At 41.2% G+C, this 22,591-nt stretch carries 20 protein-coding genes and 1 rRNA gene; 14 read left to right on the forward strand and 7 right to left on the reverse strand.

The genetic code is table 11. The features are described from left to right. Window positions 1-56 precede the first annotated feature (56 nt). Window positions 57-347: an RNA recognition motif domain-containing protein gene (locus tag VB620_RS18755; RefSeq protein ID WP_323197671.1), complete on the reverse strand. Its 291-nt coding sequence runs from the start codon at window positions 345-347 to the stop codon at window positions 57-59. Between the two features lie 673 nt (window positions 348-1,020). On the opposite strand from VB620_RS18755, the gene topA reads away from it, so the two are divergent. The 5 genes from topA to VB620_RS18780 all read left to right on the forward strand — a co-directional run bounded on the left by topA (window position 1,021) and on the right by VB620_RS18780 (window position 8,660). Continuing rightward, the gene (topA, locus tag VB620_RS18760; RefSeq protein WP_323197672.1) at window positions 1,021-3,672 is read left to right on the forward strand and encodes a type I DNA topoisomerase; all 2,652 of its coding nucleotides are present in this window, start codon (window positions 1,021-1,023) and stop codon (window positions 3,670-3,672) included. 576 nt (window positions 3,673-4,248) lie between these two features. Then, window positions 4,249-4,386 carry a hypothetical protein gene (locus tag VB620_RS18765; RefSeq protein ID WP_017804373.1) on the forward strand — a complete coding sequence of 46 codons (138 nt, stop codon included), beginning with the start codon at window positions 4,249-4,251 and terminating at the stop codon, window positions 4,384-4,386. A gap of 14 nt (window positions 4,387-4,400) precedes the next feature. After that, on the forward strand, window positions 4,401-4,859 hold the full coding sequence (gene aroQ, locus VB620_RS18770; RefSeq protein WP_323197673.1) for a type II 3-dehydroquinate dehydratase: 459 nt from the start codon (window positions 4,401-4,403) through the stop codon (window positions 4,857-4,859). 27 nt (window positions 4,860-4,886) lie between these two features. Next, the gene (locus tag VB620_RS18775; protein ID WP_323197674.1) at window positions 4,887-5,840 is read left to right on the forward strand and encodes an ADP-ribosylglycohydrolase family protein; all 954 of its coding nucleotides are present in this window, start codon (window positions 4,887-4,889) and stop codon (window positions 5,838-5,840) included. A 222-nt stretch (window positions 5,841-6,062) separates the two neighbouring features. Next, window positions 6,063-8,660 (forward strand): HD family phosphohydrolase, encoded by a 2,598-nt coding sequence (locus VB620_RS18780; protein WP_323197687.1) that lies wholly within the window; start codon window positions 6,063-6,065, stop codon window positions 8,658-8,660. A 123-nt stretch (window positions 8,661-8,783) separates the two neighbouring features. Here VB620_RS18780 and VB620_RS18785 read toward each other — a convergent pair whose 3' ends face one another. The 3 genes from VB620_RS18785 to VB620_RS18795 all read right to left on the reverse strand — a co-directional run bounded on the left by VB620_RS18785 (window position 8,784) and on the right by VB620_RS18795 (window position 11,777). Next, window positions 8,784-10,019, reverse strand: coding sequence for a DUF445 domain-containing protein (locus VB620_RS18785; protein ID WP_323197688.1), 1,236 nt, complete (start codon window positions 10,017-10,019; stop codon window positions 8,784-8,786). 65 nt (window positions 10,020-10,084) lie between these two features. After that, a complete protein-coding gene (gene ubiE, locus VB620_RS18790; protein WP_323197675.1) occupies window positions 10,085-10,774 on the reverse strand; it encodes a bifunctional demethylmenaquinone methyltransferase/2-methoxy-6-polyprenyl-1,4-benzoquinol methylase UbiE in 690 nt (229 codons plus the stop codon). A 25-nt stretch (window positions 10,775-10,799) separates the two neighbouring features. Further along, window positions 10,800-11,777, reverse strand: a complete 978-nt coding sequence (locus tag VB620_RS18795; RefSeq protein WP_323197689.1) for a response regulator — start codon at window positions 11,775-11,777, stop codon at window positions 10,800-10,802. Between the two features lie 284 nt (window positions 11,778-12,061). Here VB620_RS18795 and VB620_RS18800 point away from each other — a divergent pair, with 284 nt between their 5' ends. Beyond that, window positions 12,062-13,150 (forward strand): RuBisCO accumulation factor 1, encoded by a 1,089-nt coding sequence (locus VB620_RS18800; RefSeq protein ID WP_323197676.1) that lies wholly within the window; start codon window positions 12,062-12,064, stop codon window positions 13,148-13,150. 178 nt (window positions 13,151-13,328) lie between these two features. On the opposite strand, the gene VB620_RS18805 is transcribed toward VB620_RS18800, so the two are convergent. Continuing rightward, window positions 13,329-14,972, reverse strand: a complete 1,644-nt coding sequence (locus VB620_RS18805; RefSeq protein ID WP_323197677.1) for a glycosyltransferase family 39 protein — start codon at window positions 14,970-14,972, stop codon at window positions 13,329-13,331. Window positions 14,973-15,083: 111 nt separating this feature from the next. On the opposite strand from VB620_RS18805, the gene VB620_RS18810 reads away from it, so the two are divergent. From VB620_RS18810 to ureG, 8 genes are all read left to right on the forward strand, one after another. Then, the gene (locus VB620_RS18810; RefSeq protein WP_323197678.1) at window positions 15,084-17,435 is read left to right on the forward strand and encodes an ATP-dependent helicase; all 2,352 of its coding nucleotides are present in this window, start codon (window positions 15,084-15,086) and stop codon (window positions 17,433-17,435) included. A gap of 61 nt (window positions 17,436-17,496) precedes the next feature. Next, window positions 17,497-17,694 (forward strand): 50S ribosomal protein L35, encoded by a 198-nt coding sequence (rpmI, locus tag VB620_RS18815; RefSeq protein WP_323197679.1) that lies wholly within the window; start codon window positions 17,497-17,499, stop codon window positions 17,692-17,694. A 19-nt stretch (window positions 17,695-17,713) separates the two neighbouring features. Further along, window positions 17,714-18,070: a 50S ribosomal protein L20 gene (gene rplT / locus VB620_RS18820; protein ID WP_323197680.1), complete on the forward strand. Its 357-nt coding sequence runs from the start codon at window positions 17,714-17,716 to the stop codon at window positions 18,068-18,070. Window positions 18,071-18,082: 12 nt separating this feature from the next. Next, window positions 18,083-18,913 (forward strand): transporter substrate-binding domain-containing protein, encoded by an 831-nt coding sequence (locus VB620_RS18825; RefSeq protein WP_323197681.1) that lies wholly within the window; start codon window positions 18,083-18,085, stop codon window positions 18,911-18,913. Window positions 18,914-18,999: 86 nt separating this feature from the next. Then, window positions 19,000-19,527, forward strand: a complete 528-nt coding sequence (locus tag VB620_RS18830; protein ID WP_323197682.1) for a tetratricopeptide repeat protein — start codon at window positions 19,000-19,002, stop codon at window positions 19,525-19,527. Window positions 19,528-19,681: 154 nt separating this feature from the next. Next, window positions 19,682-20,125, forward strand: a complete 444-nt coding sequence (gene ureE / locus VB620_RS18835; protein WP_323197690.1) for an urease accessory protein UreE — start codon at window positions 19,682-19,684, stop codon at window positions 20,123-20,125. Further along, window positions 20,103-20,792 carry an urease accessory protein UreF gene (locus VB620_RS18840; protein ID WP_323197683.1) on the forward strand — a complete coding sequence of 230 codons (690 nt, stop codon included), beginning with the start codon at window positions 20,103-20,105 and terminating at the stop codon, window positions 20,790-20,792. Before ureE ends, VB620_RS18840 begins: the two co-directional genes overlap by 23 nt. 10 nt (window positions 20,793-20,802) lie before the next feature. Then, the gene (gene ureG, locus VB620_RS18845; RefSeq protein WP_323197684.1) at window positions 20,803-21,396 is read left to right on the forward strand and encodes an urease accessory protein UreG; all 594 of its coding nucleotides are present in this window, start codon (window positions 20,803-20,805) and stop codon (window positions 21,394-21,396) included. A 257-nt stretch (window positions 21,397-21,653) separates the two neighbouring features. On the opposite strand, the gene VB620_RS18850 is transcribed toward ureG, so the two are convergent. Together VB620_RS18850 and rrf are read right to left on the reverse strand one after the other, a co-directional pair. Then, entirely contained in the window at window positions 21,654-22,412 is a 759-nt protein-coding gene (locus VB620_RS18850; RefSeq protein WP_323197685.1) for a RelA/SpoT domain-containing protein, read from the reverse strand. An 82-nt stretch (window positions 22,413-22,494) separates the two neighbouring features. Beyond that, window positions 22,495-22,591: ribosomal RNA gene (rrf, locus tag VB620_RS20950) — 5S ribosomal RNA — on the reverse strand; the annotation flags it as partial.

Raw genomic sequence — 22,591 nt, forward strand, 5'->3', positions numbered from 1 at the left:
TTTATCTATAAATTAGCAAATTGATGATGATTTGCCTTGAGGAATCAACGCCAGGTTTAATAGCGCTGTGAGTATCCACCACCACCAGAGCGGCTACCTCTGTCCTCCCGTGGTCTAGCTTTATTGACTTTAAGTTGACGACCCATCCATTCAGCACCGTCTAGAGCCTCAATTGCGGCATCTTCTGCGGCTTCTGATTCCATTTCTACGAAACCAAAACCCCGTGGCCGTCCTGTCTCTCTATCGGCGGGTAACTGCACCCGCTTGACAGTGCCGTAATCGGAAAATACTTTACTGAGGTCTTCGTCTGTGACGCTGTAGGATAGATTCCCTACGTAAATTGACATGAAACTCTCCAGAATCCATTGATGCAGAGATGTTTATCCGGAGAGCCACTTGTAATTATGACTAAAAACAAGATCCGCATCACCGAAATTCACTACTCCGACATTATTCTAACATAACTTGCATCTCTAAACAGCTAAAACTTTACCCTTTTTTTGCAAATGTATGGTAGGATTATCTGTGGTTTGATAAATTCCTTATTTACATTTATCAGCAAAACTAACCAGCCTGACTAAAACTTTCGGTTAATTTTGAGTCAGAGTTAGGATAGATTTTTGCTAAAAGAAAACTTAGAGACAAATAAATCAAGATGCATTTAAATCAAGATGCATTGATTTTCTCCCCCTCAATCACGTCTCCATTTTCAGTAAAGGAGTTAAGGTAAGGTATTAACGTTACTAAACTTCAGGGGTATTTTGAAAACTATATTCGCCAATCATGCCCTAGATAAGTTAAAGATTAAAATAGCTGGCAATTCACATCCAGCATTCCTCTAACCTACCCTCTAGGAAAAACGGGGTTATATATTGAGCATTGAGCGTATTTTCGCCCTAGCAGGCGGCTGGTGTGAGGATAAAATCACAGCCTTAAACGTGAATTTTATCTTGAAAATTCACCGAAATTACCTCAATTTCACTGTTTAGCTGGACAGCTACTCTTTTTATTGAAATTTCCATGTCAACTCTCGTCATCGTCGAATCTCCCACCAAAGCTCGTACCATTCGCAACTACCTGCCAAAAGACTATCGCGTGGAAGCGTCTATGGGTCATGTCCGTGACCTACCCCAATCAGCTAGTGAAATTCCCGCCGCAGTGAAAGCGCAACGCTGGGCGCAACTGGGGGTAAATGTAGACGCAGACTTTGAACCAGTGTATGTTGTCCCCAAAGACAAAAAGAAAGTTGTTACCCAGCTCAAAGATGCTCTCAAAGGTGTTGATGAACTGATCCTGGCAACTGACGAAGATCGGGAAGGTGAAAGCATTAGTTGGCATTTATACCAAATACTGAAGCCAAAAGTTCCCACCAAGCGGATGGTATTTCATGAAATTACTCAAGATGCCATCAAAAAAGCTTTGAAAAACTGCCGCAATATTGATGAGCAGTTAGTTCGCGCCCAAGAAACACGGCGTATTTTAGATCGATTAGTTGGCTATACCCTATCTCCCCTACTGTGGAAAAAAATCGCCTGGGGATTATCTGCGGGGCGAGTACAATCTGTAGCTGTGCGACTTTTAGTCAAAAAAGAACGCCAACGCCGCGCCTTTCATGAAGGAACATATTGGGACTTGAAGGCTAGCTTGGTGCAGGAAAAAACTGCCTTTAATGCCCAGTTAACCACACTGGGAGGAACCAAAATAGCCACTGGTAGCGATTTCGATGCCGCTACTGGAAAAATTACAGCAGGTCGTAATGTCTTGTTGCTCAACGAAGATCAGGCTTTAGCCCTCCAGGAACGCCTTAACGGTAAAACCTGGAATGTCAACAGCATTGATGAACGCCCAGTAACCCGTAAACCTGCACCACCGTTTACTACTTCAACACTGCAACAAGAATCCAACCGCAAACTCCGTCTCTCGGCTAGAGATACAATGCGAATTGCTCAAAATTTGTATGAGCAAGGGTATATCACCTATATGCGTACAGATTCAGTACATTTATCGGATCAGGCGCTGACAGCTGCTCGTAGCTGTGTAGAACAACTTTATGGTAAAAACTACCTCAGCCCCGAACCTCGGCAATACACTACTAAATCTAAAGGCGCACAAGAAGCCCACGAAGCCATTCGTCCGGCGGGGAGCATCTTCCGTACTCCTCAAGAAACTGGTTTAAGTGGTCGAGAACTGACGGTTTATGATCTGATTTGGAAACGTACCGTTGCTAGTCAAATGGCTGACTGTCGGCAAACTCAAATTACTGTACAGTTGCAAGTTGAAGACGCTGGCTTTCGTTCTGCTGGTAAACGCATCGATTTTCCGGGATTCTTGCGTGCTTATGTAGAAGGTTCAGATGATCCAGATGCGGCTTTAGAAGATCAAGAAATCATTTTGCCGAATTTGCAAGTTGGGGATCATCCTACTTGTACAGATTTACAAGCCGTGGGTCACGAAACTCAACCACCAGCTAGATATACTGAAGCTACGCTGGTAAAAACCTTAGAAAGTGAAGGCATTGGTCGCCCCAGTACCTACGCTAGTATTATCGGCACAATCATCGATAAGGGTTACGCCCAATTAGTAAGTAATGCTCTGATTCCTACCTTCACTGCTTTCGCTGTCACGAACCTTCTAGAAAAGCATTTCCCGGATGTTGTAGATCCTAGTTTCACCTCGAAAATGGAACAAACCCTAGATGATATTGCTACAGGGGAAGCTAACTGGTTGCCCTATTTGCGGGAATTTTATCTGGGAGACAAGGGTTTAGAAACTTTAGTCAAAGAACAGGAAAGTCAAATCGACGCTGGTCAAGCCAGAACGGTGTTACTGGAAAATTTGGAGGCTAAAGTCCGGATTGGGAAATATGGACCCTACATCGAAGTTGACCATGATGGTACTGTGGTTACTGCCTCAATTCCCAAAGACCTGACACCTTCTGACCTTGATCCAAAACAGGTGGAAGTCCTATTGCGCCAAAAAACCGTGGGGCCAGATCAGGTCGGACGACATCCTGAAACTGGTGAACCAATTTATCTGAAAATTGGTACTTACGGCCCTTATGTGCAGTTGGGTGACAAAACTGAAGAAAATCCCAAACCCAAACAAGCGTCTTTACCCAAAGGAGTCACACCAGAAAATGTCACCTTGGATATGGCTGTGGGTCTTTTGGCTTTACCTCGGACATTAGGGGTTCATCCGAATACAGGTAAGAAAATTCAAGCGAGTTTAGGGCGTTTTGGCCCTTATGTTGTTCATGACCAAGGTAAGGACGGTAAAGACTATCGCTCGCTTAAAGCTGCTGATAATGTGCTAACAGTTTCTCTGGAACGGGCATTGGAGTTATTATCTGAACCGAAAAAGGGACGTGGTTCTAGCGGTGGCAAGTCTAAGGCGGCTTTACGGGAATTGGGTATGCACCCTGATGAAGGTACGCCAGTCAATATTTATGATGGCCCCTATGGCCCTTATATTAAGCATGGCAAAATTAATGTGGGCATCCCAGAAGGTCAATCGGTAGAAAATATCACCTTATCTACAGCGCTAGAATTATTAGAAACCAAAGCATCTACGAAAAAAACTACTCGCAAAACGAGTAAATCAACAACTTCTCGATCTAAGTCAACTACTAAATCATCTCGGACTAGCCCTAAAAAAAATGATGCGGAAGATTAGTTAAAGGTCAAGAATCAAAAGTTCATAGTTGCTAACTATGGACTTTTGGCTTTTATAGCAGGTCACACTTCGACAAGTGTTACAGTTAGACAGGCTGGTAACTCGGCTGGTTTAATGATCTATTTTTGTGCTGGTTGAGCTATTGACATACCTCCTCGTCCTAAAGAAGCGAGGATTCCTTGACACTTCGCTGGAACACGCCACAAGTGGTCTTATCGTCCCTCCATGTCCGTTTAAAGTCTCCCAATGCCCTATGGCGACTATGCCCAAATTTTAACATAAAGCCGTCCTAGAACGCGATGCACTGAGCGTGTCGAAGTGACGGGGCTTGTATCCCATTATTTTCGGTCAGCACTTTTCATCTCTGCCTAAAGAAGCCGGGCTGTCAGCATATTTTCTTGTAATGTGATAATCTAAAAAACAAGGGGAATCACAAGGCCAAATTCTGGTAGTAGCTCACTCCCAGAATGAGGAATTTGTATCCGCCTCTTATCAAACTAGAGGTGCAAAAGTACGCCAGTTCTGCGTAGCTGCTAGTCAAAGTATTGAGGTAGTATCTCAGGAGCGATCAGTTCAATGGACTATATAGATAAAGTGCTAGAAAAGCTTAAAGCCTTGGCACGTAAGCTCATTGAAGGCTTATTAGGGCCAGAATGTGAGCCGGAACCAGAACTAATTCCTATTCCTGTCAATGAGCGTTCACGTCGTCGTTAAGTATCTGAAATAAGTTGAACTCGTCTTCGCCATTGATCAGCATTTTAGTGCTGCATGGGCCTAATCTAAATTTACTCGGACAGCGAGAACCAGGAATATATGGTTCATTGGGGCTGTCTGAAATTAATCGCTTGTTAAAGGAAGAAGCTTTGAGGTTTCAGACGCAAGTGATTCCTGTGCAGTCAAATCATGAAGGGGTTTTGGTAGATACTATTCATGGGGCTTTGGGACAACACCAGGGAATTTTGATTAATGCTGGGGCTTACACCCATACTAGTGTAGCTTTGCGTGATGCGATCGCTGGTGTTAACATACCTACAGTAGAAGTACATTTGAGCAATATTTATCGCCGGGAAGACTTCCGCCACCATTCTTTTATCGCGCCTATAGCCATCGGACAAATCAGTGGTTTTGGTGTGCAAAGTTATTTGCTGGGACTACAGGCTCTGGTGCATCATTTAAGGAATAAATAGGTTAAGTAAGATTTATTTTTTCTGAATATGCGCTATCTACTGATTAATCGGTTTAAAGGTGCTTTATTAGGGGCATTACTGGGGGAAGTTTTAGCTAAGGATGCTAAAGCCGAGTATGGTATTAGCTCTGATACTAGCCAAATAGCAGTTTTGGGTACTAAAAGTTTAATCGAGTTAGGCAAATTAGATATAGATAATTGGCTAAAGTCTGATCAAACAAAATCTCTTCAAGATAGAACTGATGGCGTTTTGCGAAAAGTGATGATTGCCACTTTACCGGTGGCTCTGTTTTTTCATGAGAATAGGACGACCCTGCGACAAAATTTGCTGTGTATGTTGCAAATATGGGGTGATGACCCAGTTATGAGAGATTGCACATTAGCAGTAGGATATGCGATCGCACAATGTCTCACGGAAAACATTAGTCCCCGAACCCTGATACCGGAAATCATCGCCTTTATTGGCGAAACACCAACACTCTTACCACAAAAATTATTAGAACTTAATGATTTGTTAGCCAAAGGAGTTGGTTTAGAAACGGCACAAGCTGCATTCAATAGACCAGAAGAGCCAACTCATGCGATTGCTATGGCATTTTACTGTTTTCTCAGCACCCTGGAAGACTTACATTTAGCGGTTTTGCGGGCTACTCACAAGCATAATACTCGGCGAGAAGAAACTGATAATTTAGATTCACAAATCATCAGCTTAATCACTGGCGCTTTATCAGGAGCTTACAACAGTACGGCTGGTATTCCCTTAAAGTGGCAGCTTTTATTATGTTCCGCTAACTTAGACACTGGGGAACGAAGAAATTTTTCTAAGGTGCTAGAATTAGCTGATGCACTTGTTGCTGTATGGTCAGGAGTGTATGATCCCGCCCTACATCTCAAAGATTACTCAGAGGAGGGATGTGCCAAATGTGCAGAACAGGACACGCTTCCTGTCTTTGCATCTCCTCGCGTTATCCAGTCGCGCTAATTTTATGGTCACTGTTCAACGTGTAGGTGCAAAATACCAGATCATAACTAGAAAATTTAGTACTTTCATACTAATAAAATATCACCTTAGTCTGTAGGTAGCTATTGTGTGCAATTGGCTTTAACCAGATCCCATTACCGATGTTTTCATAGAATCCAGCAACCCTGAGGATTTCTTGAGGATTATGTTGTTTTGAGTCATCAAAATCAACAGCCAGAGATTATGAAACAGCAGCCATTTGTTAAATCCCGTAATAGCGAACATCAAAAAGCAGAAGTAGCAATCAGAACAATGGCAAAAACGCTCAGAATTCGGCGGAGGATGGATGCAGTATGTCTAGGCTGGGTGCATGACCAGCGTTCCTCTGTTGTTTTGGCGATCGCTGTCATATCTCTTACAGGGGTAATGGGACATAAACTATACAATCAACCCCAGTTAGCAGTGGGTACTCCTGCACCAGAAACGATGAAAGCACCCTATACTGCTAACATTCAGGATCAAGAAGAAACAGAGGCGCAACGCCAAGCCGCTAGTAGAAGTTCCATTCCTGTGCTGATGGTCGATGTCCAAAGGACCGAAAGAATCAACAAAAACTTACAGCAACTCCTGAATGAAGGCGATAAAATTCGCACTACTGCCGGGGTTTTTCCTTTTTTTGATACATCAGTGGTATCCATTCCTACCCAGCATTATCTGCGCTCATGTTCTGCTTCAGAATGGAAAACCCTACTGATCACTTTAAAAAATACTAGGGAAGGAAAATCAGACTTATCAGTTAGGGGAAACAAAAATAATTTGGGAAATAAACAACTAGGGGGAATAGCAGAAAAACTTCCCACGTCTGACTATTTGCCTTTGTTTCCATCATCGACGGGTTCAGTGATTCCTGAACAGCAATCACTACCTACTTTCCTCAATTCAGGTAATTTACCCCTACTTCTCTATCCTTTAGAGGAAAAACCAGTTAACTTTACCCAAAAAACTGAGTTTACTCAAGCAGTAGCGGAACTAAAAGCTTATCGCACTAGAACCTCAGAGCCAAACTTAGATTCACTCATAGTTCAAACTTCCCAAGTTCGCCAAGCATACAGCCAAGCCAAAATCCAAATTTTATTGGCCAACAAGCCCAATATTCAGAGAGTTTACACCGAAACTGCGCTGCTGAAATTATCAGATAAGGAATGGGTAAAAGCAAAAACAGGCGTTCAACAGAGTGCGGATAGGATGTTGGCTCAGGGTATTCCCGAAGGTTTACCCTTAAGCATTTTACAGAATGCGGTTAGCCTACAGGTACAGGAATTTGTCCCCAAAAATGCCGAACCCTTAGCAACTAAATTGCTTTTAGCTGTACTACAACCAAATCTTAAGAATGATGAAGAAAAAACGAAACAACAAATACAGCAAGCATCAGATAGAGTAGCACCCGTGATGGTGGAGGTGCGGGAAGGAGATGTGATTGTTACCAAGGGCGAGGGTATTACTAAATGGCATTTTGATGTATTAGAGCATTATCAATTAATTAGCCAGAACAATAATTGGCTACAACTGACAAAATTAGCCTGTATTGTGACTATAGGAATTGGCGTTTTTGTTTTAGTAAAAAGACAAATCAAGTGCAAATTGCGTCAGCGTGATTACTTGTTAATACTGCTGCTGACTTTAAGTATCCCAGGAGTGCTGGCCTTTGGCTTACCATATACCACTTGGAGCGCTGTTGGTTTATTGTTAGGTAGTTTCTATGCACCTGCTTTGGGTGCGACTGTTGTGGGACTACTACTGCTAATTTTACCTACCACTGTGGAGATTAGTCTTATTTCGCTGTTGGCTGGTGGGGCGGCGGGAATATTGGGTAGCAGTATGGCACAAAAATTGCGATCGCGCGAAGAATTAGCCTTATTGGGTGTGGCGATCGCAGTAACTCAGGGTGGTATCTACCTGATCATCAAGTTCCTCATCGGTGCAGGGTTTGGTGGAGGTTGGTATATCGTACTTCAAGAATCAGGATTATTTGCTTTATCTGGTTTAGTTTGGAGTATTATCGCCTTGGGCTTAAGTCCTTATCTGGAAAAGGTATTTGATCTAGTTACCCCCATTCGATTAGCGGAATTAGCCAATCCTAATCGCCCCTTATTAAAACGACTGGCGACTGAAACACCTGGAACCTTTCAACATACTTTATTGGTGGCAACTCTAGCTGAAGCTGCTGCTAAAAAGCTGGGATGTAATGTAGAACTGGTCAGGGCTGGAACTTTATATCATGATATCGGCAAAATGCATGACCCCCTGGGCTTCATTGAAAATCAAATGGGGGGACCGAATAAACATGAAACAGAAATTAAAGATCCGTGGAAGAGTGCCGCAATTATCAAAAAGCACGTAACTCAGGGATTGGTAATGGCACAAAGACATCTTTTACCTACAGCGATTCAAGCTTTTATTCCTGAGCATCAAGGAACAATGTTGATTGCCTATTTTTATCACCAAGCACAACAAATGTCCCAGGAAGACCCCAGCTTAGTGGTAGATGACGCAGATTTTCGCTATGACGGACCTACTCCCCAATCACGAGAAACCGCCATAGTCATGCTAGCAGACTCCTGTGAAGCGGCGCTGCGATCGCTCAAAGATGCCACACCAGAACAAGCCTTAACCATGCTCAATAATATTCTCCGTGCCAAATGGCAAGATAATCAAATGGTAGATTCAGGACTGACACGGCAAGAAATGTCAGAAATCAGCCAAATCTTTGTCGATGTTTGGCAACAATTTCACCACAAGCGCATTGCTTATCCCAAATTAAAGGCCGGTAAAAATGGGTAATTCGTAATTCGTAATTCGTAGTTCGTAATTCGTAATTCGTAATTCGTAATTCGTAATTCGTAATTCGTAATTCGTAATTCGTAATTCGTAATTCGTAATTCGTAATTCGTAATTCGTAGTTCGTTAAGCTTGGGTAAACATTAAAATTCCTACTTGGAATAACCCAATAATAAAACCTAACACACCACCCAAAGTTACAATTGCCTGTAATTCATTTTTGACAATTCCCTCAATTGCAGCTTCTAAATCAGCAGGTGAAGTTGATTTTACACGGTCAATAATAACTTGGTCTATGGATAATATAGGAATTACCTGGGCGACAATTTTTTCTAAATCTTTTTCTAAATAGCGCTCTAAAATTTTAGCTAATTCTTGACTGACAACTTCTAAGGAAGAATTGACCACAGGGGAAGTGCTAAGACGATTAAGTAGTAATGTGGCGATATTTTCCCAGTTCACAGAATCAGTTAAACCTTGGAGTAAATCTCCTCCACTAGCCTGGATATAATGACGTACACTTTCCCGTGTAGTCTTTCGCAGTTGGCGGACTGTCCCAATAGGTAGGTTTTGTAACGATAAATCAAGGAGAACTTTTTTCAGGCGATCGCGCATTTGCAAGACTTGAATTAGTTCTGCTAAACGAGCATTTGTAGCATCTTTCTCATCTAAACAAAAAGTTCTCAGCCTTGTGAGAGTATTTCGTAAACCAAATAAATTTGCTACGACCCAATAAGTACCACTTGTCTTTTCTCGAAAGCTTTCATCAATAGTTTGAATAGTGCGATCCGTCAAAAAATCAACAATTACTTGGCGCAAGACATCTGGAGGTAAAACTACCTGTAACAACCAATCAGCGAGCCTTTTAGATTGTTCTTCACTCAGTTGTAATTCCAGCAATACTTGATCAAAAATTTGATTAATCTGTGCCTCTAAAAAATCTTCTCGCCTGGCTAAAACTTTCAGCAATCGCGGTAATGATTCTCCTAACAAATCGCGTAAAATTCCCGCCACAATTTTGGCGCTTTTCTCATTTTTATCAGCTTTAATTTGTTCAATTGCCAATTGTAATAACCACAAAATAGCTGACTCTACTCGTTCTGTTTGTAACAAGCGTCGTGCCAGATTTTGCAATTCTCCTGGAGTCAACAACGACCCCATAATTGTATTAGAAATATTCTTTGCTAGACGTTCCTGGTTGCGAGGAATCAAGCCAGGAGTAAATGGGATTTTTCGCCCAGCTATATAAATTGCTCTGTAGGGGCGAAATAACATTTTTATGGCTATATCGTTAGTGAAATAGCCAATGATGCCACCCAGTACCGGGGGTAATAAATAAAACCAAACGTGAGACCAATCCAAAGTAAAAATTAATAAAATTGGCATTGATAGACGATAAGAGATGAGTTTTATGCAAAACTCTGAACTCATTTACTGACTACCAGCACTCCCATCATATCGTTCGCAATGGGGTAGTGTGTAACCAATGTAAAACCAGCTTGACTGGCTAACTCTACTTGCTCTTGTCCGGTGGGGAATCGATCTAAACTGGGACTAATGTAGGCGTATTCTTCTTTTAAACCCATGTTTTGAGCAAGTGGTACAACTATACTATTTAAATACCATTGTTGAAAAGCGCGAATTTGCTGATTTCTGGGACGATGAAAATCTAAAATTGCTGCTTTCGCACCAGGCTTGAGAACGCGATGTAATTCTTGGAGACTACGGGGAATATCTGTAACATTTCTTAAACCATAGCCCATTGTGGCAGCATGGAAGTAGTGATCATCGAAAGGTAAATTGAGTGCATCCCCTTCTATCCAAGAAATAGGCGGTTGGGGGTACTGATTTTGGCAGCGTTTTTCAGCAGCCGCTAGCAGGTTGGGAGAGAAATCGAGACCATAGACCTTTCCCATACTGCCGACAGATTTAGCTAAACGAAAAGCCAAATCACCACTCCCGCAACATAAATCCAGGCAGGTGTCGCCTGGTTTAGCTGCACTCCATTTGACTGTCATTTCCTTCCATATCCGATGTTGTCCCAGGCTCAACCAATTATTTAAATCGTCATAAACTGGAGCAATACGGTCAAAAATATCACGAATTTCTGGATTCATTGGTTAAGATTGCCGACTAAAAATATTAGTGATTACCATGACCTCCACCGAGAGTTTGGTTTCCATTGAATGTTGCTGTAAAGCAGATGGCTACTAGTTCTACTGATAGACGAATCAGGTTCAATTCATCTTCTCGCAAAGAGAATGGTTTGTGCCACTGGAGGGATAAAATGCCCAATATATTATGGCGATATCTGATAGGAATTACTAAATGTGCTTCCACACCAGTATTCTTATAGTGACTGACATCAGCTAGTTTGGGATCTTTGGCTACATTTAATGAAACTTGCATTTCCTCACTGGCGATCGCCTCACTGGTGAGTGGATCTTGATCTAGCCAGTTTTCGACGGGACTCTCAGGAGAATAAAAACCTTGATTTGGTACTAACTGATTTTCCTGAACTAGCTGTAAAATGCACCTGTCTGTGGCAAAACTATCACTAAACACCTTAGCAATTCTTGTTAAAGCGTCTTCTAAGCTATTATCTAGCTGTGTTAACTGTACTAAAACAGTCAGCAATGCCATTTGAGCATTAGCACGGCTTAATTCTTCTGTCCGTTGCTTGAGTAGGTCGTAAGTTTCTGCGGCTCTTTGTACAACTGCCTTCAGTTCCCCTGGGTCCCAAGGCTTGGTAATGTATTTGTAGACTTGGCCAGCATTAATCGCTTCCACCAAATCTTCAATATCTGTAAACCCTGTGAGGATTATTCTGACAGTATCTGGAAACTGGGGTACAGTCTTGCTGAGAAATTCAGTTCCTTTCATTTCTGGCATTCGCTGATCGGAGATGATCACAGCGACTTCACCTTCTGTAGCCAATATTTTGAGAGCATTAATACCACTATCGGCTTTCAGAACATTAAATTCCCGCCGAAAGGTGCGATATAGCAAATCGAGATTATCTGGCTCATCATCCACTACCAGGATTTTGAGTTTTTGCGGTCGTGCCAAATTTGATAATTGACGGAGACTGGTCTGAGTTTCAGCAATGGGATTATCCATAAAATAGTTCTGGTCAGTGTGAGGCATTTTGTTATATTCCATACCTAGATTAATAGAGAATAGGCTGGAACACTTGCGTAAATCCACGGTTGTAATTCTGCATTATTACTAGTTTACGGAAAATGTGACAACTATTAGCACCTCCAGTCCAAGTCATAGGAAAGGTGATAGGATTACTAGGCTTAGGCATATTAAAATATTGTTTTAATATATTGTTTTAATATAAAGTTTCCTGAAGAGAAATTAAAGTCACGCTTTCAAGTTGAAGCTCCCACGCCAGAATTATGACTAATCTACCTTTCAATGCTCCAAATCCTGAAAATGCTGTGAACGACGATGTAGTTAAAGAGTTACTACGAAAGCTGAGGCAGAAGCAAGGTAACTGGGTAGAGTGGGGAGAGGCGATCGCCTCTTTGCAAAAACTTGGTTACAATCCCCAGGAGATTTTTGAGGAAACTGGATTTGAGCCAATTCAACAAAATCAGGTAATTGTTGGTTCTCAAGTATATAATTCTTTGGCACAAGGTGGTGCAACGGATGCAACGCGATCGCACTACGCTACACGGGGTAGTGATATTTTATATGAATTACGCTTGCTGACCCACGAAGAACGGGCGGCGGCGGCTGAACTGACCTTTATCCACAAACTAGATATGGATGAAGCGCGGGAAGTAGCAAAAGCAATTAAAGATTTCTCCCGCTTTAAAACTTTACCCGCAGGTTTTTCTGAACATCCAGGGGATGCTGTAGCTTATCAGTCTTGGAAACTAGCACGGCAATATACAGATTTGCAAGAGCGATCGCGTTTAATTGCCAAAGGGTTACGTTTTGCTCACACGCCCACAGCCAGAAACCAAATCGAACAGTTACTAGTGGATTTTACTGTCGTCTCCCAGCGACAAGCACCCATCTTACCTTTTTATCGCTTTGAGTCGGAAGAAGAATTACCTCGCATCGTTCCAGTAGCGGGTAAGTTACCATTAACACCAGAAGACCTACAAGGTGTGCCTATGGTAGAAAGCATTCAACCATTTGGTTTAGTTAAATTTGCTGGGGAACAAGCTTGGGTACCATTACCTGGTTGGCAAGTGTTGTTAAGTGCAGAAGATCCAGTGGTAATTTTATGTAATAGCGATCGCTTCCCTAACCAGGAAACAAATCCGCCCAGACCATTGCTGGTTGTCGTAGACCGCGCCGCGCGACAATGGGATGATTCCAACTACTTCGTTGTGGAACATGGCGGTGAATTAGACTTTCAGTGGTTTGAAACAGATCCCCAAATTCCCCTGCTAGGACGCATTATTGTCATTGTCCGTCCTAAGAAAATCTTCGATGAAGTGATCAGCAAAGATTTCTGGCAAATTGACGAATAATTAAGTGAGGATTTAAAAAATTCGGCGTTGCTGATTTCAAATATGAATTAGGTTCACGCAAAGGCGCACCAGCGTAGCGAAGCACGAAGTGCGTTAGGCGCAAAGGTAGGAAGAAAATAAAGGTAATTTTGGAGTTTCATACTTTAGTTCAGCAACGCCAAAACCTTAATTCCCATCCTTATTGACACCGATAAAGCTGATAGGGAACACCTATGCGATAGTGTTGTGAACTGTCTATAGTGCAAATACTCTCCCCAGACAGTCCCACCTCCTGGGGATATTCCTTTCTTCTCATTCCGGGGCCAACTATCCATAAATTCATCTGAGATGTGACTGATATTGGCATTTCATCAAGTCTATTCCAGAAATCAGGCGACTTGGGCGACCTGTTTAAAAAAGCCAAACTATCTGAACCGTTTGTCTGATTCCTAACTTTCTCTAATTCCAAAGCGAAACTTAATCCCAAAGCCACATCCTGATAATTGTTGTATCCCACTACCAACATCAGAGGAACAGAGGGTTCTAAATTTATGTTTCGTGCAGTTTCTTCAGGCTGAAAAGGTTTTTGAAAGACAAAATTAGAAACTACAAAAACACAGCTGAGAACACCCACAAACAAAACGATAAATTTTGACTTGTGATTTTTGCTAATACTAGCTGCTAATAAAGCGCAAAAACTAGGATAATAAACAAAGCTATAGCGAGGAATAATAGTGATATCTTTGCCTAATAAATAGGCTATAGCCAAAAATTCAATTAATACAACAATAGTAAAACTTAAAAGAGTTAATGTTGCTAAATGGGTTCTATCATCTAAACACAGTATTTTTAAACCTTTCCATACCTGCCAACCTAACCACAGAGCAAAACTTACCATCAAAAATCCACAGATAGCTGTAATTAGCAAAGGCTGATTTTCTACAGGTAAAGCAATCACCATTAAAATCCAACTAATTAAAGTTTGATATATGGGCGCAATGTGCATAGTGGCTGGTAACCAGTTGGTTTCAGCAGTTTTAAAATGAAGCAACGTTACCCGCAGCCAGGGAATAAAAGTAATTATAATTCCAGTAATTGATATAACTAAAGTCAGGTAAATTTGGCGTTTATTAATAATCTTAATGTTACACCAATAGGTTAATAAGATTAATGTGATAACTTCAGCAATGAAAGCCAAAATAAAAAAGTAGTGAACATAAAGACCAATACTATTAATAATTGACCATAAAAAAACTACCCAAATTCTGAGGCATTTTTGCTGAAAAATATCTTGCTGAATTTGCATTAGTCCCAATAACGCTAAAGTTATCAGAAACATAGGCATGGTGTAGTGGCGTGCTTCTTGAGATAGGTATACAGCAAAGGGAGAAATAGCCATAATAAATGCGGCGATAATTCCAGATGCTGGGTAAAAAGCAATGCGATTTATACCATAAATGGCGGCGATCGCACCTACGCCAAATAAAGCCGATAGCGATCGCAATTTTGCCACCCACTCGGAACCCAAAGGAATCATCCACCCTAACCAACGATACATTCCACAAAAAAACAACGGCGGATGGGTAGACTGATTAACCAGATTTTCGGCAATTTGATGACAACTAACCCCAGGCTGGTAAGTAAAAATTTCTGGGACTTTTTGCAGGGGAAATAATACATCTAAGGGCAAATCATCATAATTTTTCCCTAAACTGAAAATAGCAGTAATTACCTCATCCATCCACAGAGGTTTTAAACCTAAATGCCAAAAGCGTAAGACAGCACCCAGTGAGATCGCTCCAGCTAAAATTAGATAATGTAGATAGGGTTTGCGATTTGTCATTATTTATTCATACTGAAAAATTATTGCCTAAATATAGATAAATTTATACTTTATTTTGATCAAAGTTGCTAAATCGACCATTAAATAATTTAATTTAAAATCTTAAACTTTATGTCAGACAATTATTCTAGGGCTACTGTGTCTCCAGAATCTCTCCAGGCACAATTACAAGAGAAAATTTTATCTATCCGCAATGGTCTACGCCCAGGACAACAGCAGATGGCTGATTGGGAATCGGGGCCTTTGGCTATTTCCGCCGTTCCTGGGGCTGGTAAATCTACTGGGATGGCCGCAGCAGTAGCGATCGCCATCGCCCGTCAGTACCAAGTTAAAGCGGAATCACGCCCGTCTTCCCGTAGTCAAATTGTAGTTGTTACTTTTACTCGTTCAGCAGCTGCTAATATTAAAGCCAAAATTCGCAAATACCTACGAGATGATTTATCTTTACCGCCAACAGGCTTTGCTGTCTATACTCTGCATGGTCTAGCTTTAAATATTGCCAGTCGTCATCCTGATTTATCCGGTTTAGAACTAGATAAAGTGACATTAATTACACCTAATCAAAGCCACCGTTTTATTCGCACAGCCGTAGAAGAATGGATTAGTAATAATTCCGGGATTTATTTGCGGTTGTTAGAAGGTAATCAGTTGGACGGTGAAGAGACAGAAAAGTTACGTCGTCAGTCAGTGTTACGAACGGAAGTTTTACCAGATTTGGCTAGTACAGTCATTCATGAAGCTAAAAGTTCTGGAATATTACCAGAAAAACTGTGGCAGTGGAGTCAAAGCACTACAAATGAATATGGCATTTTAAGGATAGCGGCGGGATTATATGCAGAATATCAAAATTTAATGCGATCGCGTGACTTCATTGACTACGACGATATGATTTTAGCCGCCCTCCGTGTCCTGGAGAATCACAGCGCCCGTCGCATTGAACAAAACCAAGTTTTTGCCGTATTTGAAGACGAAGCCCAAGACTCTAGCCCTTTGCAGACACAGCTATTAGAGATTTTGGCAAGTCAGGAAGGAGATAATTCTTCACTCCCTACTCCCCACTCCCTACTCAACCTAGTGCGAGTTGGTGATCCTAATCAAGCGATTAACTCAACTTTTACACCTGCTGATCCGATTTATTTTCGGGATTTTTGCGGAGTATGCGATCGCGTGGGGAAATTAGCCACAATGGATCAAGCCGGACGCAGTAATCAAATGATCATCGCTGCCGCTAACTTCGCTTTAGAATGGGTAAATAGCTTTTATCAACAGAAAAACCCGCACTCATTACCCTTTCTTGCTCAAAAAATCCGCCCTGTTGATAGTAGCGACCCTCAACCCCATGCTAATCCAGCACCGATAGGAACAGGACTAGAACTTTATACGCCCCGTGATATTTATCACACAGTTGAATTACTTTCCCAAAGAGTGGTTGAGTTATTTGCTGAAAATCCCCAAGATATTAGTGCAGCAATTTTGGTGCGAGAAAATCGTCAAGGACGCTGGCTGGGAGAAAAGTTAACTTCTGTGTGTAAGGAGCATAAAATTACACTTTATGACGTGGGGGAAAGCGATCGCCGTTCTCATATACCCCAGGAAATTTTGGCATTATTGCAATTTTGCGATCGCCCTCATTCTCCTGACTATCTCAAAGCAGCTTTAGAAGTATTGGTACAGCGTCAATTGATTCCTACCCAAGACCTCAACCCCCTCGCCACTGTACCAGAAGAATTTTTGTATCCCAGTCCTCTCGCAGCACCCCAGACAGAGATAGTACAAAAAGCTGCTCATTTGTGTCGGAGTTTACTCCGCGCCCGCTTAGAACTGCCTCTATATCACCTGATTGGCTTTTTGGGCTTAACCTTAAAGTACGATAAACCAGAACTAGCAACTGCTCACAAACTGGCAGAACGGCTAACCCAGCAAATAACTGATAAGCTTTCTCTGGAAGGAATGCTGTCAGTGTTAAATGAAATCGTCACTTCTGAACGGTTTGAACCAGTGGAAACCGATGATTTAGACGCGCATTACACCCGTCGCGGTCAACTGACAATCATCACCATGCATAAAGCTAAGGGCTTGGATTGGGACTGTGTATTTATGCCCTTTTTACATGAAAACTTGATTCCTGGTAAGTTTTGGGTTCCGCCCAAAAGCAAATTTTTAGGTGAGTTTACTTTATCAGAAGTAGCTCGCGCCCAAATTCGCACTGCAATTCACGGCGAATCTGATATACCTAATGTCTTTGCAGCTTGGAGACAAGCAGAACATTTAAAAACCTCTGAGGAATATCGTTTACTCTATGTTGCTATGACAAGAGCAAAGCGCCTATTGTGGATGTCTGCATCACAGCAAGCGCCTTTTACCTGGAGTAAACCAGAAAATTTACAAGCACAACCGCCTTGTCCGGTGTTTCCAGCGTTAACAAGCCAGTTCCCTGAATCTGTAGTCAGTTTGACAAGTTAAATGGATGAAGATTCAGGTAAATAGTATATAATTATGGATTGTGTCGAATTAAAGTGAGACCATGCCTAAACTCAAGACTCGTAAAGCAGCGGCCAAGCGATTCCGTGCCACTGGTAGCGGTAAAATTGTCCGTCGCAAAGCTTTCAAAAATCACCTTTTAGAACATAAGTCTTCTAATAAAAAGCGTAGCCTGTCCAAGTCCACACTTGTGAACGAACGCGATGAAGATAATGTGCGCTTGATGCTTCCTTATTTGTAAGTTCTTCAGGAAATAAAATATGACAAGGGTAAAACGCGGTAATGTAGCTCGTAAACGCCGCAATAAAATTCTCAAACTAGCGAAAGGTTTTCGTGGTTCCCATTCAACTTTGTTTAGAACCGCTAACCAACAGGTAATGAAGGCGCTACGCAGTGCTTACCGCGATCGCAAAAAGAAAAAGCGCGATTTTCGTCGCCTGTGGATCACTCGTATCAACGCGGCATCTAGACAACATGGTTTGAGCTACAGTCAGTTGATGGGTAATCTCAAAAAAGCTGATATCCAACTAAACCGCAAAATGTTGGCACAATTGGCAGTTCTCGATCCCGCTAGCTTCGGCAAAGTTGCTGAATTGGCACTTCAAGCTAAAGGATAAGGATGGTAACGGATGAATCACCGATGTAACAGATGGCTGGCTCTAAGGCTAAAAATTAATCCGTTACATCTGGTATTATCCGCTACCATTTTTTGTGTAATTTCCTTTGCTTGGGGATTTATGGTATCTGCCGCCCCAATGCCGGAAATTCAGCGTCGGGGTTATTTAAATATTGCCGTTAAGGATAACTTACGACCCTTGGGATTTAGAGATACTGAGGGGAATTTACAAGGTTTAGAAATTGACTTAGCAAAACGTCTGGCATCAGACTTGTTAGGTAAACCAGATGCTGTAAAATTGCAACCAGTAGCCAACCGCGATCGCCTATCTGTGGTCTTGGACAAAAAAGTTGATTTAGCGATCGCCAGGGTAACAGCCACCGAGTCCCGCGCCCGGATAGTCAGTTTAAGTTTTCCTTACTACTATGATGGTGCTGTAATAGTCACAAAAGATGCCTCTGTTAGTCAGCTAAGTGACTTGGAGAACCGCAAAATTGCCGTAATTAAGAATTCCAGCACAATTGCCCAAGTGCGGTACTATGTGCCAAAAGCCAAGTTAGTGGGAGTTAATTCCTATCGGGAAGGGCGATCGCTTACAGAAAATAATACAGTAGTAGCCTTTGCCGCCGATGCTAGTGTTATTACTGGTTGGGTCCAAGAATATCCTCAATACCGAATTTTACCCACCAAGCTATCCACAGAACCATTGTCTGTAGTCATGCCCAAGGGGTTGCAGTACGATCAGTTAAGACGACAAGTAAATCAAGCGATCGCTCAATATACAGCAGAAGGTTGGCTAACAGAACGTGCTAAATATTGGGGCTTACCGTTAATCAGTCCATAATTATAAACTAAAGAAATATCTCCCTCATCTCCCCAGTGTCCGATAATAGATACAGAAGTAGCTGTTAAAATTTGTATTTGCAGGCAATGGATAAAAATTTAGTCACTATTTATTTGTCAATTTTTGTAGGTCTGCTTTCATTTGCAGTTGTGAATGTTTTCCGCCAAATCTTCAAAACTCGCAGGCGTGAAAGTGCATTGTCACGGTTACGCAAGAAATTGGAGAAAGAAAAAGGTACAGCTCAAGAATATTACGAGTTAGCCAGTATTTATTCCGAAAAAAAAGTATTTTCTCAAGCAATAGTGCTATTTCAAAAAGCTATTAAAGCTGCTGAAGAAGAAGAGGAAGAAGAAATTAGCGCCCCTATTTACAACGGTTTAGGCTATGTTTACTTTAGCCAAGAGCAATATGACCTAGCAATTCGTCAATATAAAGAAGCTCTAAAAATTAAACCAGACTATGTGACAGCACTAAATAATCTCGGACACGCCTACGAACGGAAAAAACTCACGACTCAGGCGCTACAAATGTATGAAGAAGCCTTAAAACTTGCCCCCAATAATACCATTGCCAAGCGCCGGGCTGAATCTTTACGACGTTTAGTTTCTGCTTGATATTGTCCAGAATCTTTTATCTATAGGAATCATATTTGATTTCTGAAAAAAATAAGTATTGTAGGGTGCGTTAGGATGAAATCCGTAACGCACCGTTATTAAGGCTTTGGTGCGTTACTAAATTAACCAGACATCATATTAAATTTTATTGATGATCCTGACTTTCACCGAACTTCAACCCCCTAATCCTGATATCGCTGTAGCTTTTACCCTCCCACTCACAGCAGAAGAACGCCATCGCAGTCGTCATCGCTGGGAAACTGAGGATGGTAAAGTAGTATTTTTCCGTTTACCCAGAGGAACGTTACTACGCGATGGTGATATTTTGCAAGATGAAACCAATAGCTGTTTACTAAGAATTACTGCCAAACCAGAATCAGTTTTAACGGTTTCTGCTGAAACATCACTTTTGTTAATGCGGGCTGCATACCATTTAGGAAATCGTCATGTACCTGTAGAAATTACCTCTACCTATTTACGGTTATTACCAGATTCAGTGTTACGGACAATGCTAGAACAACTGGGACTAGAAATTACAGAGGAAATCTTACCATTTCAGCCAGAATTAGGCGCTTATGGACACCATCACCCTCACTAATACCAACTTTTTATACATATTACAGTTAGCTAGTCCAGCGTTGCCTGTAGGAGCATATAGCTATTCTGAAGGATTAGAAATTTTAGTGGAAAAGGGCATCATTTCAGATCAAGCCAGCCTGAAACATTGGATAGAGGCAGAACTGTATTATGGAGCGATTCGGTTAGATGGGGCGGTGATGGTACGTGCCGAGAAATCAGCCAGTATAGGCGATAGGTCAGCTTTATCTCATTTGAATATGTGGTTATCTGCTACTAGAGAAACCCAAGAATTACGGGCATCTAGTTGGCAAATGGGGCGATCGCTTACCCAGTTGCTTGGTAAACTACAACCAGAGATTATACCTTTGGTGAATGCTGTGGGTAATCCTTGCAATTATGCGATCGCTTTTGGTATTGCTATTGCTCATTGGCAAATTGATATTCAAGCTGCTTTACTGGCATATCTGCATAGCTGGACAAGTAATTTGATTACTGCTGGAGTCAAACTCATTCCCCTCGGTCAAACTGCGGGACAGGAGTTATTGTTGGCATTACAACCATTAATTAGCACTGCTGTATCGGAAATACTAGCTTTAGAGGATGACCAACTCAGCTGTTGTAGTTGGGGTTTATCCTTAGCTAGTATGCAGCACGAAACGCAGTATACAAGATTGTTTAGGAGTTAGATAAAAGATAATGAGTGCATTGCGTGTTGGGGTAGCTGGCCCAGTGGGTTCGGGAAAGACAGCTTTAGTAGATGCTTTGTGTAAAGCTTTGCGCCAGCAGTACCAGCTAGCTGTAGTAACCAATGATATTTACACCCAAGAAGATGCTCAGTTTTTGGTGCGTTCTCAGGCCTTGACAAGCGATCGCATTTTGGGAGTAGAAACTGGTGGTTGTCCCCACACCGCAATTCGGGAAGATGCTTCCATGAATTTAGCTGCTATTGAACAATTAGAAAACCAATTTATTGATTTAGATGTAGTATTTTTGGAAAGTGGCGGCGATAACTTAGCAGCTACCTTCAGTCCCGAATTAGTAGATTTAACAATTTACGTTATTGATGTAGCTGCTGGTGATAAAATTCCCCGCAAAGGTGGACCCGGTATTACTAAATCTGACCTGTTGGTGATTAATAAAATTGACCTTGCACCCTATGTTGGTGCAAATTTAGAGGTCATGAAACGAGATACGCAAAAAATGCGCGGTGATAAACCTTTTATTTTAACCAATCTAAAGACTCAAGCCGGGTTAGCAGATGTAATTAAATTTGTATCTTTACATATATAGAGATAGTTATATAGAAATCCTAGCCCAAATGTAAGAAAATACTGAGATAAAAACTCTTATTTTATAGGCGTTTGAGGCTTATTGAACTCTCAGATATTATTCAGGATTGCTATACTTGGTGAGTAAGCCAATTTTTAACTATAGATACTACTGAAATCCTATGCCTATCTTGTTTTGACCATGCTTGTCGCCCCCTCGAGTCATCCATCTCTTAGGTTAGTAGTTGCGTTCTGGTAAATTCATATCTACGCATTTGGTTATGTTTTTTCTTTGCCAATAAACAAGAATAAATATTCCATTAAAGATGTTGAATCAGCAAAATAATTGGGATAACCTTTTTTAAGATCCTGGATTGATTTAGCTTCAACTAATACGATATCAATATTTTCTTTTTGGTGTTTTTGTTCAAGCTCCATATATTTTTCTGTTGCTTCTGATAATTGGTTATTATTAAAGTTTTCAATATTTACTGTTCTATTATCTATTCTATTATCTATGTCAAGCATCAATAAAAATCTTCCTTTAGTTTTTTCTATTTGTTCTGTAAAATTTGCAAAAACAGTATAAGTAGTCAACTTCTCCAAAACTTTTAGTTCTTCGTCTAATTGCTTTAAATTTCTTGCTTTCTCAGCATTAATCGGCTCGTTGTTTTCAAGGTTTGATACTAAAGAACTAACTAATTGAAAAAATAATAGCCATTTTTGCTCTCCTATACCTGCTTTTAGTTGCTGATTTGTAAATGTTCCTATTATTTCTACTCCTGTCGCCCAGTAATGCTGAAGTTTACTTCTTAGTTGGATTTCTATTTTAAATCCCTCAAAGGATTCTTTTTTACCACAATACTCTGATATTAAATGAATACCTTTATATCCTGTATCCTTTGGCTTTTGAATATAATCATATTCTTTAATAATATTAAAATTTTTCTTATTTACTATCTCATCTTTCAATTCATAAATTAATTCGTTATCCGATAATATTGCTCTACATCCTCCAATTTTGTTTCCAATCCTCATTCTGCCTTCATTTGAAAAAACAAGCAAAGATAAAAAAACAAAAACCCCTTCTGTTAAAGAAGAGGCTTTGTTGTAAAGATAAACCTGGCATCGAGCTATTTTTGCGTAGGGCTACCCCTAAACTATCGTCGCCGCAGTAGCGTTTCACCTCTGAGTTCGGGAAGGGATCAGTGTGGTTC

Source organism: Nodularia harveyana UHCC-0300 (assembly GCF_034931085.1).
Classification (GTDB): Bacteria; Cyanobacteriota; Cyanobacteriia; order Cyanobacteriales; family Nostocaceae; genus Nodularia; species Nodularia harveyana.

Bases quoted from the DNA above. Each gene is read 5' to 3' on its own strand.
- VB620_RS18755 (WP_323197671.1), bottom strand. From the start codon at position 347: ATGTCAATTTACGTAGGGAATCTATCCTACAGCGTCACAGACGAAGAC.
- topA (WP_323197672.1), top strand. From the start codon at position 1,021: ATGTCAACTCTCGTCATCGTCGAATCTCCCACCAAAGCTCGTACCATT.
- VB620_RS18765 (WP_017804373.1), top strand. From the start codon at position 4,249: ATGGACTATATAGATAAAGTGCTAGAAAAGCTTAAAGCCTTGGCACGT.
- VB620_RS18775 (WP_323197674.1), top strand. From the start codon at position 4,887: ATGCGCTATCTACTGATTAATCGGTTTAAAGGTGCTTTATTAGGGGCA.
- VB620_RS18780 (WP_323197687.1), top strand. From the start codon at position 6,063: ATGAAACAGCAGCCATTTGTTAAATCCCGTAATAGCGAACATCAAAAA.
- ubiE (WP_323197675.1), bottom strand. From the start codon at position 10,774: ATGAATCCAGAAATTCGTGATATTTTTGACCGTATTGCTCCAGTTTAT.
- VB620_RS18795 (WP_323197689.1), bottom strand. From the start codon at position 11,777: ATGGATAATCCCATTGCTGAAACTCAGACCAGTCTCCGTCAATTATCA.
- VB620_RS18800 (WP_323197676.1), top strand. From the start codon at position 12,062: ATGACTAATCTACCTTTCAATGCTCCAAATCCTGAAAATGCTGTGAAC.
- VB620_RS18805 (WP_323197677.1), bottom strand. From the start codon at position 14,972: ATGACAAATCGCAAACCCTATCTACATTATCTAATTTTAGCTGGAGCG.
- VB620_RS18810 (WP_323197678.1), top strand. From the start codon at position 15,084: ATGTCAGACAATTATTCTAGGGCTACTGTGTCTCCAGAATCTCTCCAG.
- rpmI (WP_323197679.1), top strand. From the start codon at position 17,497: ATGCCTAAACTCAAGACTCGTAAAGCAGCGGCCAAGCGATTCCGTGCC.
- rplT (WP_323197680.1), top strand. From the start codon at position 17,714: ATGACAAGGGTAAAACGCGGTAATGTAGCTCGTAAACGCCGCAATAAA.
- VB620_RS18825 (WP_323197681.1), top strand. From the start codon at position 18,083: ATGAATCACCGATGTAACAGATGGCTGGCTCTAAGGCTAAAAATTAAT.
- VB620_RS18830 (WP_323197682.1), top strand. From the start codon at position 19,000: ATGGATAAAAATTTAGTCACTATTTATTTGTCAATTTTTGTAGGTCTG.
- VB620_RS18840 (WP_323197683.1), top strand. From the start codon at position 20,103: ATGGACACCATCACCCTCACTAATACCAACTTTTTATACATATTACAG.
- ureG (WP_323197684.1), top strand. From the start codon at position 20,803: ATGAGTGCATTGCGTGTTGGGGTAGCTGGCCCAGTGGGTTCGGGAAAG.
- VB620_RS18850 (WP_323197685.1), bottom strand. From the start codon at position 22,412: ATGAGGATTGGAAACAAAATTGGAGGATGTAGAGCAATATTATCGGAT.